General features: G+C 39.2%; 9 protein-coding genes. 6 read left to right on the plus strand and 3 right to left on the minus strand.

Annotated elements, in window-relative coordinates:
- Positions 1-99: 99 nt before the first annotated feature.
- Together ACSZOX_RS01050 and ACSZOX_RS01055 are read right to left on the minus strand one after the other, a co-directional pair.
- Positions 100-2,145: a RagB/SusD family nutrient uptake outer membrane protein gene (locus ACSZOX_RS01050; RefSeq protein WP_437917884.1), complete on the minus strand. Its 2,046-nt coding sequence runs from the start codon at positions 2,143-2,145 to the stop codon at positions 100-102.
- 19 nt (positions 2,146-2,164) lie between these two features.
- Positions 2,165-5,650, minus strand: a complete 3,486-nt coding sequence (locus ACSZOX_RS01055) for a SusC/RagA family TonB-linked outer membrane protein (RefSeq protein ID WP_437917885.1) — start codon at positions 5,648-5,650, stop codon at positions 2,165-2,167.
- Between the two features lie 288 nt (positions 5,651-5,938).
- Between ACSZOX_RS01055 and ACSZOX_RS01060 the strand changes: the two genes are divergently transcribed.
- The 6 genes from ACSZOX_RS01060 to ACSZOX_RS01085 all read left to right on the plus strand — a co-directional run bounded on the left by ACSZOX_RS01060 (position 5,939) and on the right by ACSZOX_RS01085 (position 15,234).
- Positions 5,939-6,907, plus strand: a complete 969-nt coding sequence (locus tag ACSZOX_RS01060; protein WP_437917886.1) for an alpha/beta hydrolase — start codon at positions 5,939-5,941, stop codon at positions 6,905-6,907.
- A gap of 297 nt (positions 6,908-7,204) precedes the next feature.
- Entirely contained in the window at positions 7,205-7,810 is a 606-nt protein-coding gene (locus tag ACSZOX_RS01065) for an RNA polymerase sigma factor (RefSeq protein WP_437917887.1), read from the plus strand.
- 88 nt (positions 7,811-7,898) lie between these two features.
- A complete protein-coding gene (locus tag ACSZOX_RS01070; RefSeq protein WP_437917888.1) occupies positions 7,899-8,930 on the plus strand; it encodes a FecR family protein in 1,032 nt (343 codons plus the stop codon).
- Positions 8,931-8,964: 34 nt separating this feature from the next.
- Entirely contained in the window at positions 8,965-12,288 is a 3,324-nt protein-coding gene (locus tag ACSZOX_RS01075) for a SusC/RagA family TonB-linked outer membrane protein (RefSeq protein WP_437917889.1), read from the plus strand.
- 11 nt (positions 12,289-12,299) lie between these two features.
- On the plus strand, positions 12,300-13,697 hold the full coding sequence (locus ACSZOX_RS01080; protein WP_437917890.1) for a RagB/SusD family nutrient uptake outer membrane protein: 1,398 nt from the start codon (positions 12,300-12,302) through the stop codon (positions 13,695-13,697).
- A 67-nt stretch (positions 13,698-13,764) separates the two neighbouring features.
- Positions 13,765-15,234, plus strand: a complete 1,470-nt coding sequence (locus tag ACSZOX_RS01085) for a redoxin domain-containing protein (RefSeq protein ID WP_437917891.1) — start codon at positions 13,765-13,767, stop codon at positions 15,232-15,234.
- Between the two features lie 75 nt (positions 15,235-15,309).
- Here ACSZOX_RS01085 and ACSZOX_RS01090 read toward each other — a convergent pair whose 3' ends face one another.
- Entirely contained in the window at positions 15,310-16,965 is a 1,656-nt protein-coding gene (locus ACSZOX_RS01090; RefSeq protein ID WP_437917892.1) for a trypsin-like peptidase domain-containing protein, read from the minus strand.
- Positions 16,966-17,045 lie beyond the last annotated feature (80 nt).

Genomic DNA, 17,045 nt, shown 5'->3' on the forward strand with positions numbered 1-17,045 from the left:
TCCTCGAAACGTATAGCACATTTCGAGGAAATAAAATTACGAACCTAGATACATGAACACAACTAAACTTACTATGTACAAATAAAAGGGTCTTTAAAATTATTGCTGAGGCAAGCCATAGCCATTTGTTATTTTTCCATTTGATTTATTGATCGTTTCGAAAGGAATCGGAAAAAAATAACGAGGCGGATCTTCTACCGACTTAATACCAGACAAAAGATTTCTATCGTATACACTTTCATTATTCACAAGATCAATCCCCCAATTTGTTCTCGAATAGCCATCAGCAACTAAAGCCATTGCTTCAGTACTTTCGGGATCTATATAGGTAAACAAACCACGAATAGCGACATTATGATTCGTGCCAACCACTTTACCACTCACATCCGATTGCGACCAATCATATTGACCACGCCAACCAGGGTAAAGTGCAGGATCATTTTCACTCGTACTTTCGTAAGTTAATGGGTTATCAAGTTTTACTTTTTTGGTATAAATGTAATTCGATATAGTCTTTCCATTGGGAAAAGAGTGATAACCTTTCGCACGTAAATCTGAAACCATTATCGACATCGCATTTCTGACTGCAATAGCATCTTCGGAGAACTTTCCAGATCGAATCATATCCCAGCGACGTGTACCTTCCCCAACAAGTTCTAACTTTCTTTCGTTCCAAATCGTTTGTTTTAAAATAGTTCCTGAAATTCCCGATAAATTATATGCTGTTGTTCCAAATGCTCTTGTACGTATCTGATTAAGCAATGCTAAAGCCCCAACATCATCACCTAATTCCGCCTTTACTTCTGCTAACATCAGTAAAACATCTGCCATACGGAGGATAGGAAAATTAATACCAGAATTTCGTTGTCCAGCTGTATAAGGCGGCGACATCCTATTCTCGTCCCATTTATTTAGAGCAATTCCACCATCCAATTTTGATCCTGGAATAAATGTCAACATCGCTTCATTACCATCCCCCGTACTTCCTGTAACGGTAGCGCTCACGTCACGACGCCGATCTCCTTCCTCATAACCACCATAATAGAATGTAGGGACAATACGTAGCGCACCAAAGGTCTTCGTTGGCGCGGCATTAGTTCCACCTCCATTCGATGGACGACCAAAATTATATGGATATTCACTCGTTGTCGTCTGTCCGCTCTGTCCGCCTTGAATATTTCCAATCTCAAAAATAGACTCTGGACTGACTTCCAAGTCCTGCATATATTGAAAATGCCGTTGATACGGATTCGTTGTATAGGAACGCGTATCCACATCAATTAACCGAGCTGTTCCGCTGTTATCTACCGCTTTTTCAAAATATTCTTCAGCGATTTGATAATAAGTCTGATAGTCGGTACGCCTAGCATATACAGAATTATACTGTTCGTTACCTACCCTGGTAAATTGTACATCGCCATATAATCCAGATACATCCGTACGAATAGTTTGATAGCTCCCCGAATATAACGCCAACTGCCCTATCAATGTATTCACAAATGTCCTAGACATACGCTCCGCAGTGATATTCCCTTCGCCTAGTCTATACATCAAAGGTTCCACGGATTTCAATTCTGCTATTAATATGTCAAACACCTCAAACCGCGAACTCAGTACGTAATCCTCTACATATCTATTCTCGTAACCGTAGGGTACATCACCAAAATGTTTCAACAGGTTAAAATAACAGAAAGCTTTCATCGCTATTGTTTCTCCATACAACTGCGTCCAATCTGACAAAGTTGAATTTTCAACATCCTGGATATAAGCTGGTTTTTCTTTGATAAGCTCTGACAGACGTAGTGCTCTAGCCAATGTGGCATACAAATTATCAAAAGGATTCTTCATCGCATCAACTGTCATCGCTTCCGATTGCATAATAGCATTTAAATTATTGGTAGAATTCGCTTCCGGATACATTTCGCAATCAGAACCTATAGGATCATTCCAATTGTAAAGCGAAGTAGCGACATTCTGCCTATAATTGGCATAACACCAAGACAATATTTTAAAAGCTTCCGGAGGGGTATTGGTAACAAAAGCGTCATCGGTATTAGATGGCGACTCTGTATCCAGATAATTCTTACATCCTGTATAGATCGTACAAAAAAATAGAAACGATAAATAAATAATAATTTTCTTCATAACTAAAATCCGCTTATTATTAAAATCCAAGATTTAAACCAAAAACAAACGTACGTGCCCTCGGGTAAGCCCCCCAATCCAAACCTGTTGTTGGATAAGAAGCATTATTCGTTGCAGCATTCGCACTTACTTCCGGATCAAGGCCAGAATACCCAGTCAAGGTGACCACATTAAATATGCTGGCATACAACCGTAGCCGATTTAATTTAACCTTAGCCGTCCAATTTTTTGGCATTGAGTAACCCAATGTTAGGGTATTCAACCGTAAATACGATCCATTCTCTATCCCCAAAGAAGATGTCACGCCGTTTTCATTGTAAGCTAATGGTAATGTAGCATTTGCATTCAGGGCATCTAGTTGCGCAGGATCCGTATATCGAACCAGTTGTCCATCTACCACATCGTACAAAGCATAGGAATTTTTCACAATAGCCAACTTATTTTCATACACACCACTCTCTTTGTAGCCATACAGAGACGCAAGTTTATTTACGTTATACACTTGATTTCCATAACTCCAATTAAAATATGCCGATAAATCGACGCCCTTATAATTGGCGCTCAGGTTAAATCCTCCAGTATGTATAGGATTCATATCGCCAATCACACTAAGATCCTCATCACCAATTTTACCATCTCCATTCAAATCTCGGTACTTGACTACACCAGGATAAGCAATTTGTCCTGTAGGACGTTCATTTGTACCAATACCATGTACCGCACCTATAAAACTACCGACGTCCGCTACACCATCTTTTAAGGTGTAGACACCAGCTGCGTAGTTAAAATCATTGGTAGTATAAAAACCGTCATAGGTAAGTCCACGGATCAAACCAACAGGCTTACCTTCCTGCAACACATAATCATACACAGGATAGGTACTCGAACTCGCCCATGAAGTTCCATACAATCCCGAAACATTATCCGCCAAATGATCCACATTCCCTCGATTAAAATTGATGTTTCCCCCCACACGAACACTCCAATCGTCTCGTTCTATCAACGTTCCAGATAGGGAAAGCTCAACACCTTTATTACTCGTCTGTCCAATATTAGCTAGTATAGACGTAAACCCAGTAATACCTGGAATGGTGGTAAGCATAAGCAGATCCTTTGTGGTATTTTTATACAAATCCACCGTTCCAGATAATTTCCCTCCAAAGAGTGTAAAATCAACACCCAAATTACGCGTAATCGTAGTTTCCCATTTCAAGTCTGGATTTGCCAACTCGGAGGACGTAAGGTCGTAAGCTGATTGATATTGGTTATTCAATACATATTGCCATCTCAAATCCGTCTCAGACGTCCAGTTCTGCATCCACCGTCCAGGATCTATACCATCATTTCCTACCGCACCATAAGAAACACGTAATTTAAGATCATCTATCCAGTCCGATTCTTTTAAAAATGATTCATCTGAAAGTCGCCAAGCTAAAGCTGCAGCTGGAAAATACCCCCACCGATTACCCGGCGCAAATTTCGATGAGCCATCCGCTCTGAAAGTCAATGTAAACAGATATCTTTCCAGAAAGCTGTAATTAGCTCTAGCGAAGAAAGAGAGTATACGTCCTGGTTCACTGATACTAGAGGAAAAGGAACTCGTCCCTGCATCTTGATCAAATTGGTTAATCATCGCAAACGCATTATCCTTTGTAAAATTCGAAGGAAAGTGATTTGCCGTTATTCGCATCGTATTACCGCCCGAATTCGATATTTCTTGGCCTAGTAAGACATTAAGACTATGTTTATCCGCGAAATTTGTCGCATAAGATAGGGTATTAATCCAGCGGGAATTCCAACTATCAGACTTTGCATAATCTACCGATCCGGCGAACATTTTTTCGCCAGTCGCATCATCCAAATAATTGTTATAGATGGCTCCTCCCCATATCTTCGATTCACTCCAGGGCCTACTCAGATTCAAATCAGTACGATAAGTCAAAAACTTGGCAATTCGCCAATTCAACGAGGCATTTGCGCGTAAATTCTGGGCTACTTCTAAGGGCTCATAATCAGAGATTCTTGCGACTGGGCTGTAAGCATCCCAACTCGAAAACTTTCCATATTGCTCCATATTACCTTCCCTCAAGGCATTTAAATCACCCAATATATTTCCGGTAGCAATAGGGCGAAAACGATAGGCAGAAGACAATAAAGAGCCACTACCATTCGTGGTCCCTTCATTTCCTAAGTTTCGCATGTCAGTATAACGTGTATCCAATATAAAATCCAGATTGTCAGTAATCTTCTGATCAACTTTCAACGAAATATTAGCCCGCTTGGAATAGGAATTCAATTTCATTCCCTGATCATCGATATAATTAGCAGCAAATAGAGCCTTCGTTTTATTTGTTCCGCCAGAAACAATGACATCATGATTATGTGTCACAGAACGATTGTAAACCTCACGTTGTATATCGTCAGAAGCCATATCTTTATAAGCTTCTATGCCGTCCGTATTTGTTGTAGCGTAATCGCCAATGCCATAAAGTTTTTCAAAAGACGTTCTGTATGCATTTCCATTCGCATCTGCATTCGCCCATACATACTTGAGGTAATCATAAGGGCTAAGTGACTCCAAGTATCCTGTTGGTGTATTTATCCGTAAATAATTGCTATAAGAGACATTTACCCGGCCTTCTTTAGCCTGCTTAGTCGTCACCAAAATTACGCCATTAGCTCCTCTAGCACCGTAGATAGCCGTTGACGAAGCATCTTTCAATACATCAATACTTTCCACAAGTTCACTAGGCACATCGTTCAATGAACTTACAATCATACCGTCCACCACGATCAAGGGTTGATTACTCTGTGAAATCGAACCTCCACCACGCACGCGAATGGAAACGTCTGCATTCGGTCGGCCGTCTTGTGAAACCACATTTACACCAGGCAACTTTCCTTGAATAGCCTGTGCTACGTTTGCAACAGGAATCGCGGCAATATCTTTACCACTTACCGAAGCAACCGATCCTGTCAGATCTTTTCTTCTTACAGTCTGATAGCCTATCACAACCACTTCATCCAACTGTTCATCGGCTTTATTCAAAACGACTTCTAATAATACATTATCTACAAGCGGACCAGCTTGCCGATGTACGCCCAAATAGCTGACTGAAAGATAGGTTATCGTATCCGATACCGTAAGCAAAAAATCACCATTTAAATCGGAAAAGGTCGCGGTTTGGTCATCTGCCAAGGTTCGTATCGTAGCACCTTCAATAGGTAGTCCTTTACTATCTTTCACCTGGCCTCGAACGGTCTTACTTTGACCTAACGCAATTCCGATCGATGAACCTACACATAACAGCGTAAGTAGATAAGGAAAACTTGTTTTAAGACGCTTGTTTTTAAAACATCTATTTTTGATAAAGAAAAATGCAACCGATTGCATTTTGTAAAAAAAAGGAAGACATCTATCCTCGAAAAAAGAAAAAAGAATTCCATAACGAGCAACGATAGCTAGATAGCCTTGTTTTACACAAAAACTTTTAAAATTACGCATATGGTTTATAGTTTACTTTGGTTTATGTCGACAACCGAAATATCCAGAATATCGACATAACAAAACTAGAATTAAGTTTAAAATCTAAGGTTCATATTTTACCAAAAAAGGTACAATTATTCCTTCATTCCACCTTAAAAACAGTGAATTTTAACAAAATTCATCCAAAAAATTAAAAGCTTTATTTTTCATTTTCAGTATTTAGGTTTTTTATCTATCCTTGTAGCAAGATGCTAACTAAATCACTTGTTACCAGACACAAAAGCATAAAACCTACTATTTATTTAGATGATCAAACTCATGTTTAAAACACCGCTTTATACGACCTTTTTATGTATCATGCTGCTTCGTTTCAACGTTGCTCATGCACAAGATTTCCCTCGGGATACGAGCTTCAATCTACGCGATGATTATGCGAAAAACGTTAAAAAGTACCCCTTCATTAAAGCAGTACCGATTTTGCAAGAAGGAATTGAAGCTATACGGGATATCCCTTATTTGTCAAAAAGTAAACGGCAGCTTCATCTCGATTTATATCGTCCTCTAGTGGCCCCCCGTAAGATGCCTGTTGTTATCATGATTCATGGTGGAGGCTGGCGATCTGGCAGCAAAGAGATGATGGCTGGCTTTGCATCCCATTTATCCTATTATGGCTATACTGTCATCGTACCCGAATTCAGGTTATCTTTAGAGGCAAAATACCCCGCCGCCATTGACGATATAAAAGATGTTATACAATGGTGTTACAAAAATGAAAAAAAACATCAACTCAATAATCGTCAACTGGTCGTTTTAGGAACTTCTTCTGGAGCTCAAATGGCTAGTCAGCTAGGCAATAATGTAGATGCAGCGCTAAAAATAGCGGCCACTATAAACGTAGACGGCGTTTTAGCTTTCCGACATCCCGAATCTTCCGAAGGAAGTCCAACCAGTGAATGGTTAGGTGGAACGTACGAAGAAGCAACTGAAAACTGGCTTGAAGCATCTGCTTTACATCATGTCAGCAACCATACAGCTCCCATTCTATTCCTAGCAAGCTCTATTCCTCGCTTCCAAGCAGGAAGAAACGATATGATAAAAAAATTAGAAGAAGAACATATCTATTACGATCTAAAAACCTTTGAGGACGCTCCCCATACGTATTGGTTTTATGAGCCTTGGTTTACCCCCATGCTCGAAAAAATTGATTCATTTCTCACAAAAGTACTTCCACAAACTAAAACCAAAAAAATAGTTACATATCTTCACCAACAGTAAAGCAGAAAACAAAAACTGAAAATTTTATTTATTAATAATTATAAACAAGAAAATATTCGTTAGCACTGCAACAAAAAAAGCAACGACCATTAAAAATTCTTGTGTAATCCCCTCTTCCTAATTTATCAAAATCGCTATATAAAGCAATTTTCATTACGATAATGACAACAAAATTCTCAAATAGAAATAAATTTACTATCATTGGTTGCTTTAACTAGTATTAACCTGTGATCTTGTTGATGAGGTGGTTTCTTCGATGGAAAAACCATTCGATAATTTTCAAAAGGGAAAAAGGTCATGAGTGAGAAAAATCTGAAAAAGATAAAATATAGCGGATATGATGATAGGCAGTTAATCGATCTTCTACAACAAAGAGATTTAGCTGCATTCGACGTTATTTATGATCGTTATTGGTCAACACTATTTAATGAAGCTCACAAACGCGTTCGTGACCTCGCTTTGTCCGAGGAAATAGTGCAAGATGTCTTCACCTCATTATGGGATACTATTCCTCAAAGAGAAATAGCGGATTTAGGAGCCTATCTTTTTTCCGTCATGCGCTTCCAGGTTTTTTCAAGTTATAAAAGAGCTGAAAGAAAGCAATTCATAACGAACAAGTACCAGCAGATCCAAGGACAAATAGTTGGAGAAAATACAGATCAAGCATTTCTTGAGAAAGATCTAGTTACCTTTATAAAACATTGGTTACTCAGTTTGCCGGAGAAACGGCGTGAGATATTTCGATTAAGATACCTTGAGGGGTTTTCAACAAAAGAAATTAGTGAACGAATGGACGTATCCCAAAATACAGTTCAAAATCATTTAGGTTTGTCGTTATCAAAATTAAGATTGCTATTAAAAAAGCATTTCACACTTCTTCTATTCATTTTTTTAAACTATTAATCAACACTTTAAAAAAAAACTTTTTTTTCATTAGTACATTTCCCACTCTTATCACACTATATAGCTGTAACGCAGATAAACTAACCGTATGCAGCACAAAATAGATAAAGAGTTTGAGGTACTCGTAGAAAAATATATTCGAAAAGAGACTTCTGCAGAGGAGAATAAAGTTGTACATGACTTTTTTGATTCTTTTGCTTCTGAGCCTGAAATTCTAGAAGCACTTCCTCCAAGGGTAGTGGAAATAATCAAAAAACGCATGCATAACAAACTTATGCAGCGTTTATCGAACAACAGACGTCAACATCAGCCAAGAAAAGCGGGCTATTCTCGGAAAATAGCAGCAAGCATTGCTGTTGTTTTATGCCTATTTTCCTTTTTCTATTTTTACTCCCGAGAAAAAACAGAGACCAACCATACACTAAATCTGGTCAAGGGGCAACAACGCCAGATAATACTAGAAGATGGAACGAAGGTCACTCTAAATGCTTCGAGTAAGCTTATTTATCCGCAGTCTTTCAAAGATAAAACCACCCGCGAAGTAACACTCGAAGGAGAGGCATATTTTGATGTCGCAAAAAACCCCAAAAAACCCTTTCTCATTCATACCCCCCGAATGGAAATTAGTGTACTGGGAACTGCATTCAATGTTCGAGACTATAGTGAAGAGGCTACCGCAGAAACTGCCCTTATTCACGGAAAAGTAGAGATCTGGAAAGTTGGAAATCAAAGTAACAAATTCATATTAAGGCCAAAGGAAAAATTTGTATTAGCAGAGAAAAAGAAAGACATCAATATATCAGACAAAACTACATCCGTTAACAATCATCCTGAACCTAAAATTGAATCATTTAAAATCTCAGAAAGAGACGGCAGCGCACAAGAAACAGAGTGGATGCTAAAACGCATTACAATTCAGGATGAGCCCATGTCGCAAATCGCGTTACGACTCGAACGCATGTATGGTATAAATATACATATTACGAATACACAAGTATCTCTGCAAATGTATTCTGCAACATTTGACAACGAAAATCTTGATAATATATTGAAGGCTCTACAAACTGTAAATCCATTCATCGTAAAAAAACAGCCTAACGGAGATATAGAAATTAAATAAAAACACAATAAACACTATAACCAACTCAACATTTATGAATAAATTCATACCTAAACTGGGTAAAGAAGCACGGTTAACCTTGTTGTTAGCATGTCTCAGCGTTACCCATATCCCCAGCTTCGCCTATTCACAGCATGAAAAGATCGATGTATCTATCAAAAATGGGCAACTAGAAGATGTTTTTCAAGCGATCAACGAGAAAAGCAATTACAAAATGTTCTTTAGCAAAAATATGCTTCCTACCTCTAAAATTAATTTAGAAGGAAAGCAACTCAGTGTTAAAGATGTCTTGAGTCATTCATTGAAGGGCAGTAATCTAACATGGGAAATACTTGATAACAATATCATAGCTATCAAAGAAAAATCCCAAATACAGCCGAAGATTATTACAGGACAAGTAATCAATGAAAGCGGAAGCCCTTTAGCCGGAGTATCTGTAATTATGAAGAATTGGCAGAAGTTAGATTACCGAAATGTGCAGACAAGTACTGCGACAGATGCTGCTGGCCATTGGAGTATGCATCTTCCCGATGAAGATGTCATTCTTATCTTTTCGTTTGTAGGTTATCAAAAAATTGAAATATCTGCAAAAAAAATGTTGGAAGATCCTAAGCCACTCAAACTTCAACCAGAAAAAGGAAGCTTAGATGAAGTAGTCGTTATAGGCTACGGAACAACGACACGTAAATTAAACACCGGATCTGTCGCGTCAATTACAGCGAAAGACATTGAAACACAACCCGTAGGCAACCCATTGGCCGCACTCTCTGGCAGAATGTCGGGCGTTCTGATTGCACAAAACAACGGCGTACCGGGAAGTGCTGTACAAATCCAGATCAGAAATCAAAGTACATTGTCGGGAACGACCTCCGGGTCTATACCATTGTATGTCATTGATGGCGTCCCATTTACCAATTTCAATGGCGCACAGCCCGCAACCGATAATCTAAATTCCAATGGAATTTCTGCCTCTTCGGGGGGGCTTAGTCCGTTTAGCATGATTAATCCTGCCGACATTGAACGTATCGACGTTCTAAAAGATGCAGACGCTACCGCTATTTACGGTAGTCGTGGAGCAAACGGTGTTGTCCTTATTACGACAAAAAAAGGCACATCAGGCCGCACGCGTGTCGGTGTAAATTTCAATACCGGTATCACAGAAGTAGGGCGATTTATCCCCATGTTAAACCTGGAAGAATACTTAACCATTCGGAAAGAAGCATTTGCAAATGATGGTGTGACACCAACAGAAGCCAACGCCCCAGATCTAACTTTATGGGATCAAGAAACAGGTACAGACTGGCAAAAACTACTAATAGGAAATACAGGACACATCACTGATATACAAGCGAACCTTTCTGGAGGAGCCGAACAGACGAGGTTCTTTTTCAATTCTGGCTATAGAAGAGAGAGTTCGGTTTTTTATGGCGATAGCAAAAACACGAGATTTAGCTCCCGCTTAAATCTGGATCACCGTTCTAAGGATGATAAATTTAATGCTAGCATATCCGTAAGCTATGCAAATGATAACACTGATATGCCCTCTTCAGATGTCAGTTCTTACTATAATTTACCACCAAATCTTCCGCTATACAATGAAGACGGAAGCTTTTATTGGTCATCGAATTTCACAAACCCTTTAGCATTACTAAAAAGGAGGTATATTGGTACCACCAACAATCTCATTTCCAATGCAAACTTGAGTTATAAAATAATGCCGGGGTTGACGGCAAAGGCTAATTTTGGTTATACAATTACCCAATTGAATCAAAACAACAGAACACCGGCATCTAGCCTTAATCCAGCTAGTAATCCCAAAAGTTCGTCCACATTCTCCAACACCAAAGCACAAAATTGGATTATTGAACCTACTTTAGATTACAGTAAACAATTGGGGAACGGTAAATTAACAGCATTAATAGGTACGAGTTTCCAACAGAATTCTTCTAATTCACAAACAACTTACGGTTCAAATTACGATATTGAATCTCTTTTAGGCTCTTTAAGTGCTGCTGGAAATATAACTGCAAGCAACAATCTGGTTTATTATAAATACAATGCTGTGTTCGGAAAAGTTAATTACGATTGGCAGGAAAAGTACCTTATTAACGGAACTTTCCGTAGAGATGCCTCCTCGCGCTTTGGCCCGAACAACCGGTTTGGAAATTTTGGAGCTTTAGGCTTAGGTTGGGTCTTTTCTAAAGAGAGTTTTATTGAAGAGAACCTCCCCTTCTTAAGTTTTGGTAAATTACGCGGGAGTTACGGCACAACGGGTAACGACCAAATACCAAACTACATCCACCTACCACTTTATTCTTCTAGTACCACTGCATACTTATTAAACCCCGCAATGAATGTTTCCACATTGTCAAATGAAAATATTCAATGGGAAACGACGAAAAAATTAGAGTTTGCTTTAGATTTGGGATTTTTAAACGATCGGATCTCTTTCACCGCCAATTATTTTCGAAATCGTTCGGGCAACCAGATTTCTTCATTAACGATGCCTAGCCAAACTGGCTATAACAGTTATTATGCAAACCTTCCTGCTGTTATCCAAAATACAGGGCTAGAACTGGAATTAAACACCACAAACATTACCAACGATCAATTCACGTGGAAAACTTCTACCAATTTTACGTTCTTTAAAAACAAATTGCTCGAATTTCAGGGACTAGAGAAATCATCCTATGCCAATACCTATATTGTTGGAGAGCCCTTAAATTTTGTTCGTCTTTATCATTATGAAGGAGTCGACCCAACAAATGGTCAAGCGATCTACCAAGATGTAGATGGAGACGGATCAATCACAAATGCGGATACCTATATCGCTGATTTAGGCACACCTTTTTATGGGGGATTCAACAACACCTTTTTATATAAAGGATTCGAACTGGGGGTTTTCTTTCAGTTTAATCATCGGTTTGGTGTTACTAAAATCTTGAATACAAGACCAGGAACTTTTATAAATCAAAACGAGTATTGGTTAGGGCGATGGAACGAAGATAATACAAGTTCAGATATACCAGGAGCTACCGCAACTACAACAAGCAATTTATACAAATCATACGGTCAATATACGAGTTCAGATGCTGTTTATGGAGATGCCTCTTATATTAAATTGCGGTCGGTCAATCTCTCTTACCATTTGCCAACAAGTTGGACATCCCGGCTTAAGATGTCGAACTGCAGTATTTTTGCACAGGGACAAAACTTATTTACCTGGGCAAAAAACAAATATATTCTAGATACAGAGACGACCGTACAGGGAGGCCCTGCTGGATTAGGGACGGGTACTATTGGACAAGTGCTTCCGCCGTTGCGCACTATTGTCTTCGGATTTAATTGCCAATTTTAAAAGCTATCATCATGAAAAATATTTTAAATAAATCGCTACTTTATACCCCTATTATTTTAGGATCCTTCTTATTTTCTTCCTGCGAAAGCTTTGTTGATCTAGGATCCCCCCCCACACAAATACTATATGATGAAGCCTTTGCTACAGATGCCTCCGCTTCCACGGTTATTCGAGGATTGTATGTCGCTGCCGTAGGATCCATTACCACTGCAAATATGTCAACAATGACTACATTTTATCCCGGGATTGCAGCGGATGATCTCCAATACAATGGAACAGAAGCTTCTATAGCAGAATTTGCCGATAACGAATTGCTAAATACGAACGGTTACGTATCGAATTTATGGGCAAACCTATATACATTAATTAAAAATACAAACAATGCCATCGATGGTTTAGAAGCGTCGAGCACCCTGACACCTTCCACTAAAAGTCAACTTATTGGCGAAGCCAAGTTCTTGCGTGCTTACTTTTATTTCTACTTAGTTAACTTTTACGGAGGCGTCCCACTTTCGCTCAAGAACGATTATGCGGTTTCCGAAACCGAATCGTTAGGCAGAGCTTCGGTAGACGAGGTGTATGATCAAATCATTACAGACCTATTAGATGCAGAAGAAAAAATGTCAGAGACCTATATTACAGGGGCATCTCCAAGAGGACGTGCCAATAAATATGCGGCCAGTGCGCTTCTTGCTCGGGTGTATCTTTATCTGCAGGATTTTGAAAATGCAGAGCGCTATGCGACAAAAGTATTAGAAGTCTCCGATTACGCACTTCCTTCGACGGCTTCTAATTTTATAAATACGAGTAATGAAGTAATATTACAATTAGCCACCGCTACATACACAACGTTTGGTTACAATTACGTTACCACATCAACCAGCACCCCGCCGAACTATACGGTACCTCTTAGTGTATATTCGACTTTCGAAACATCGCCTAACATCGATGCTCGACGAAGCAATTGGATAAGCCCCAAGACCATTTCTACTACGACATATTATGCTGTTACAAAATATAAAGTAAATTCGGGCACAGGAAATGAATATCATGTTATACTACGTTTAGCCGAGCAATATTTAATACGAGCAGAAGCTCGTGCAAATCTTAATAACCTTAGCGGAGCAAAAGAGGATATTGATGCTGTACGAACCAGGGCCGAATTAGAAGGTGTAAGTAGTTCTCTCACCCAAGCACAAACGATGACAGCAATAGAAACAGAAAGATTGCATGAGTTTTTCGGAGAATATGGGCATCGTTGGTTAGATCTCAAAAGAACCAATCGTGCTACAGCCGTTTTATCCCCGATTAAAAGTGGATGGCAGTCGACGGATGTACTGTTCCCTATTCCAAATGCACAAATCTTAGTTAATGTAAATTTGACCCAAAACCCTGGTTACGATAAATAGAAGAAAAAAAATGAAACGAACTCATTTATTCCAATGAAATCTAACACTTATAAATAATAATATACATATGAAAAAAGCATTCGTAGCGGCTTTAGTTCTGACAGCAAGTCTTAGCTATGGCCAACAAAAAGAAGTCGACAAATTTCAAAAATACCGCCCTATTTGGGAAAATGGCACGCTTGATCAAAAAGATTCTTTAGCGACAGTCCTCATCAATGAGACCAAGAGCTATAAAACAGAACAGGAATACCGAACAACCATCAACCTTTTGCGTGCATTAGGTCATGAAGATAAAATGGAAGCGGTGGAACAGGTTGCCAAAAAGAAATATCCCAAAGGAAGCCTCACACGCGACGCCTATATCACAGCGGTATTTTACAAAGCAGAAACCAGCGATAGTAAAGAGAAAACATACAAGGAAATCCTAAAAAAATGGCCTGTAAAGAATTTTCCCGGTGAAGAGCTGACCTATGACTATATCCTAGCAAATCTTGCAGGAAGCCTTGCCAAAGAAGGAAAGTCACAACAGGCAACAGCCTACCTGGGTCAAATGCAAGAACGTTTTTGGCGAGGCAATGGTTATCTTCCTGTAGGACAGAGCCTATTGGCCGCGGGCGATACTACAGCCGCAGCTCCATTATTAAAAACAGCGATGGAAGATGCATATTATTACATCAGCCTACCGGAAGAGCAGAAAGATAACAAAGCTCGTTTTGCCTCGATGGGCTATGCCAGTTCAATGTCGGCCTATGTCAATATCTTGGTCAATCAAGCAAAATATACCGAAGCTCTTGAATATATAGAAAAAGCCTTACAAGTAGCTCCCGAACAAGCAGATGCACTTTCTTCAGTTTATTACAAATCGTTGATGGGAACAGGTCGCAAACTAGAAGCTTATAATATTTTAACAAAGCTATACGCAAAAGGACAGTTCGGAGTAGAAGATGATCTAAAAAGACTCTACAATGAATTAAACGGATCGCTGAATGGTTATGAGCGATTTAATGCAGGTTTGAAGGAAGAATTAGTAAAATCAATCCGTGACCATATTAAGGAGATGGCAACATTTAAACCTGCACCAGCTTTCGAATTGACCAACTTAAAAGGCGAAAAGGTTTCCTTGGCAAGCTTGAAAGGTAAGGTAGTAGTACTTGATTTCTGGGCCACATGGTGTCAACCCTGTATACGATCTTTCCCTGGTATGAAAGCTGCACAAGCGCAATACGAAAACGATTCGGATGTACAATTTTTATTCATCAACACCTGGGAACGTGATAAGAATTACAAAACCAACGTCGTATCTTTCATCGAAAAAAACAATTTTCCTTTTGAAGTTCTTTATGACGATCAAAAAGATGCAGAAACGGGTCAGGTTATGGCCGCTAAATATGGGGTACAAGGTATCCCTGCAAAATTTGTTATCGACAAAGAAGGCAATATCCGCTACTTCCTGACAGGATCGACACCAAATGTGGATTACATCAAGATGGAAATGAAAGAACTTATTGAAGCTGCAAAGAAACCTCATAAAGGTTAATTAGGCATAAACATTATATCAAACTAAAGGGGCATCAAAATGAATGCCCCTTTAGTTTATCTTAACCAAAAGATACTATAATGATTTCACCACCTCTAAAAAATCTAAAATAACATCACGCGGAATAGCGAAACAAGCCGTATGACTGTAACGTGCGATATTCAAGCCTAGAAATCGCCCCTCTACATCAACAACTGGACTCCCACATTCGTAGCTGTGAACCCTGGAATCGTGCAGAAATACATTTGAAAAACCATCTTTTCTTAAGGATTTTCCGCCTGGAATATGATTTGCCGGGTGAGAACTTTCCCGAAGAACTTTTGCATCGAGAACAACATCCGTACGAAAGTCTTTTTCTCCGCGCCGATAAGTAAGTTGAATAGTATCTCCCGCAAAATAGTTTAACATCTCCTTATTGATTTTTTCAGCACTAGACACATCATGGTCATTCACTCGAATCATTTTATCCCCATCCTTTAACCCAGCAATGTAGGCTGCCCCGGCACTATCCACTTTAGTCAAAGTAGGCAATCCATCTATTTCCTGCATGCGTGTGCCCAGACTACCCGAGCTAGTCCATGCAGGTATTATTTGCGAAACCATCCCTAAGGTACCAGTCTTCATACGTTGATCGTTCAACAAAGACCAAATGTTTATTCCTATATCATCAACAGCAATTGAATCCAACGCAATAGCTGTAACCTTGAAACCAGACTTTAATTTTTTCGACGTTTCTAAAGCAACCAAATCATGCTTCTTGTCTCGAAAAAGCACCTTTAAAGGATACGTTTTATTTTCAATTTTCAATACAGGATCTTTGCCGACTACACTACTCTTTGTCACAATAACCTGTCTTTTTTCAGAGAGAACAAAGACAGTCCCCAAAATGGAGCTAGTCTCTGACTTTACCAAACTATTAATAGAAACTACGGGAAAAGCTTTTTTTTCTGATATACTAGAAGAAACAACAGTTCTTTGATTGTGAAGCAATTCCAGTAAGGGATCCTCCCTTATCTCATCTGCATCTTTCGGATACACTTCGATATCTAAGGGCATTTGCAATACCGTCCAATACTTACGATAAATATCAACAGGTACCTCGAAGCTTTTCCCTTCAGCACGATCAATACGACTATGAAGCGCAACAACCCTCCCCAATGCATCAAATAACGGCCCTCCTGAATCACCAGGTTCCATGATACAGGTACTCACCACAAAACCATAAGGATCCAAATCATCTGTAATACGGCCAACACGTAGAAAAGGTGTATTTAACAATAAGGTTTCCGGATATGACCAACCAAAACACAGTTGATTTTCCTGCAACGAAGAAGACCATCCCATCTGCGCAAAAGGCCACAGTCCTTCACCTTCCATCTTCATCACCGCCACATCAGGAAGGTTCGTTTTACTGTCCACAACCAATCTTCCTAATGCCTTAGCAAACCCCTCTTTACCATCAGGAAATAAAACTTTATAGAGGTTTCCAGGTTTAGTTGCATGGGCTGCTGTCAAGATACTTCCATCAGCAGAAACAACGACACCACTAAAAGGTGCACTGTTCTGTTTACGCGTAACAGAATCCACTCCATACATTTTGATACAAGCAGGGTAAACTTTATCAAAAACATCTTTCGATGGCAATCTATTTTTCGCTGATTTTTCCTGTGCAAAGGCATTAATGACAAGAAAAAAACAAACAACAACAAATACTACATTATTTTTCTTCACTAGCGGCAATTTTAGGTTAATTTATATAGCGCAAATGTAGTAAAACGTCATTGATAAAATAATTCATCAATTTATTGTCA

Origin of the sequence: Sphingobacterium sp. LRF_L2, assembly GCF_965644235.1 — a bacterium.
Classification (GTDB): Bacteria; Bacteroidota; Bacteroidia; order Sphingobacteriales; family Sphingobacteriaceae; genus Sphingobacterium.

What these genes read in the sequence shown, in the direction of transcription:
- ACSZOX_RS01070 (WP_437917888.1), top strand. Translation starts at nt 7,899, where the DNA reads ATGCAGCACAAAATAGATAAAGAGTTTGAGGTACTCGTAGAAAAATAT.
- ACSZOX_RS01055 (WP_437917885.1), bottom strand. Translation starts at nt 5,650, where the DNA reads ATGCGTAATTTTAAAAGTTTTTGTGTAAAACAAGGCTATCTAGCTATC.
- ACSZOX_RS01085 (WP_437917891.1), top strand. Translation starts at nt 13,765, where the DNA reads ATGAAAAAAGCATTCGTAGCGGCTTTAGTTCTGACAGCAAGTCTTAGC.
- ACSZOX_RS01060 (WP_437917886.1), top strand. Translation starts at nt 5,939, where the DNA reads ATGATCAAACTCATGTTTAAAACACCGCTTTATACGACCTTTTTATGT.
- ACSZOX_RS01065 (WP_437917887.1), top strand. Translation starts at nt 7,205, where the DNA reads ATGAGTGAGAAAAATCTGAAAAAGATAAAATATAGCGGATATGATGAT.
- ACSZOX_RS01080 (WP_437917890.1), top strand. Translation starts at nt 12,300, where the DNA reads ATGAAAAATATTTTAAATAAATCGCTACTTTATACCCCTATTATTTTA.
- ACSZOX_RS01075 (WP_437917889.1), top strand. Translation starts at nt 8,965, where the DNA reads ATGAATAAATTCATACCTAAACTGGGTAAAGAAGCACGGTTAACCTTG.
- ACSZOX_RS01050 (WP_437917884.1), bottom strand. Translation starts at nt 2,145, where the DNA reads ATGAAGAAAATTATTATTTATTTATCGTTTCTATTTTTTTGTACGATC.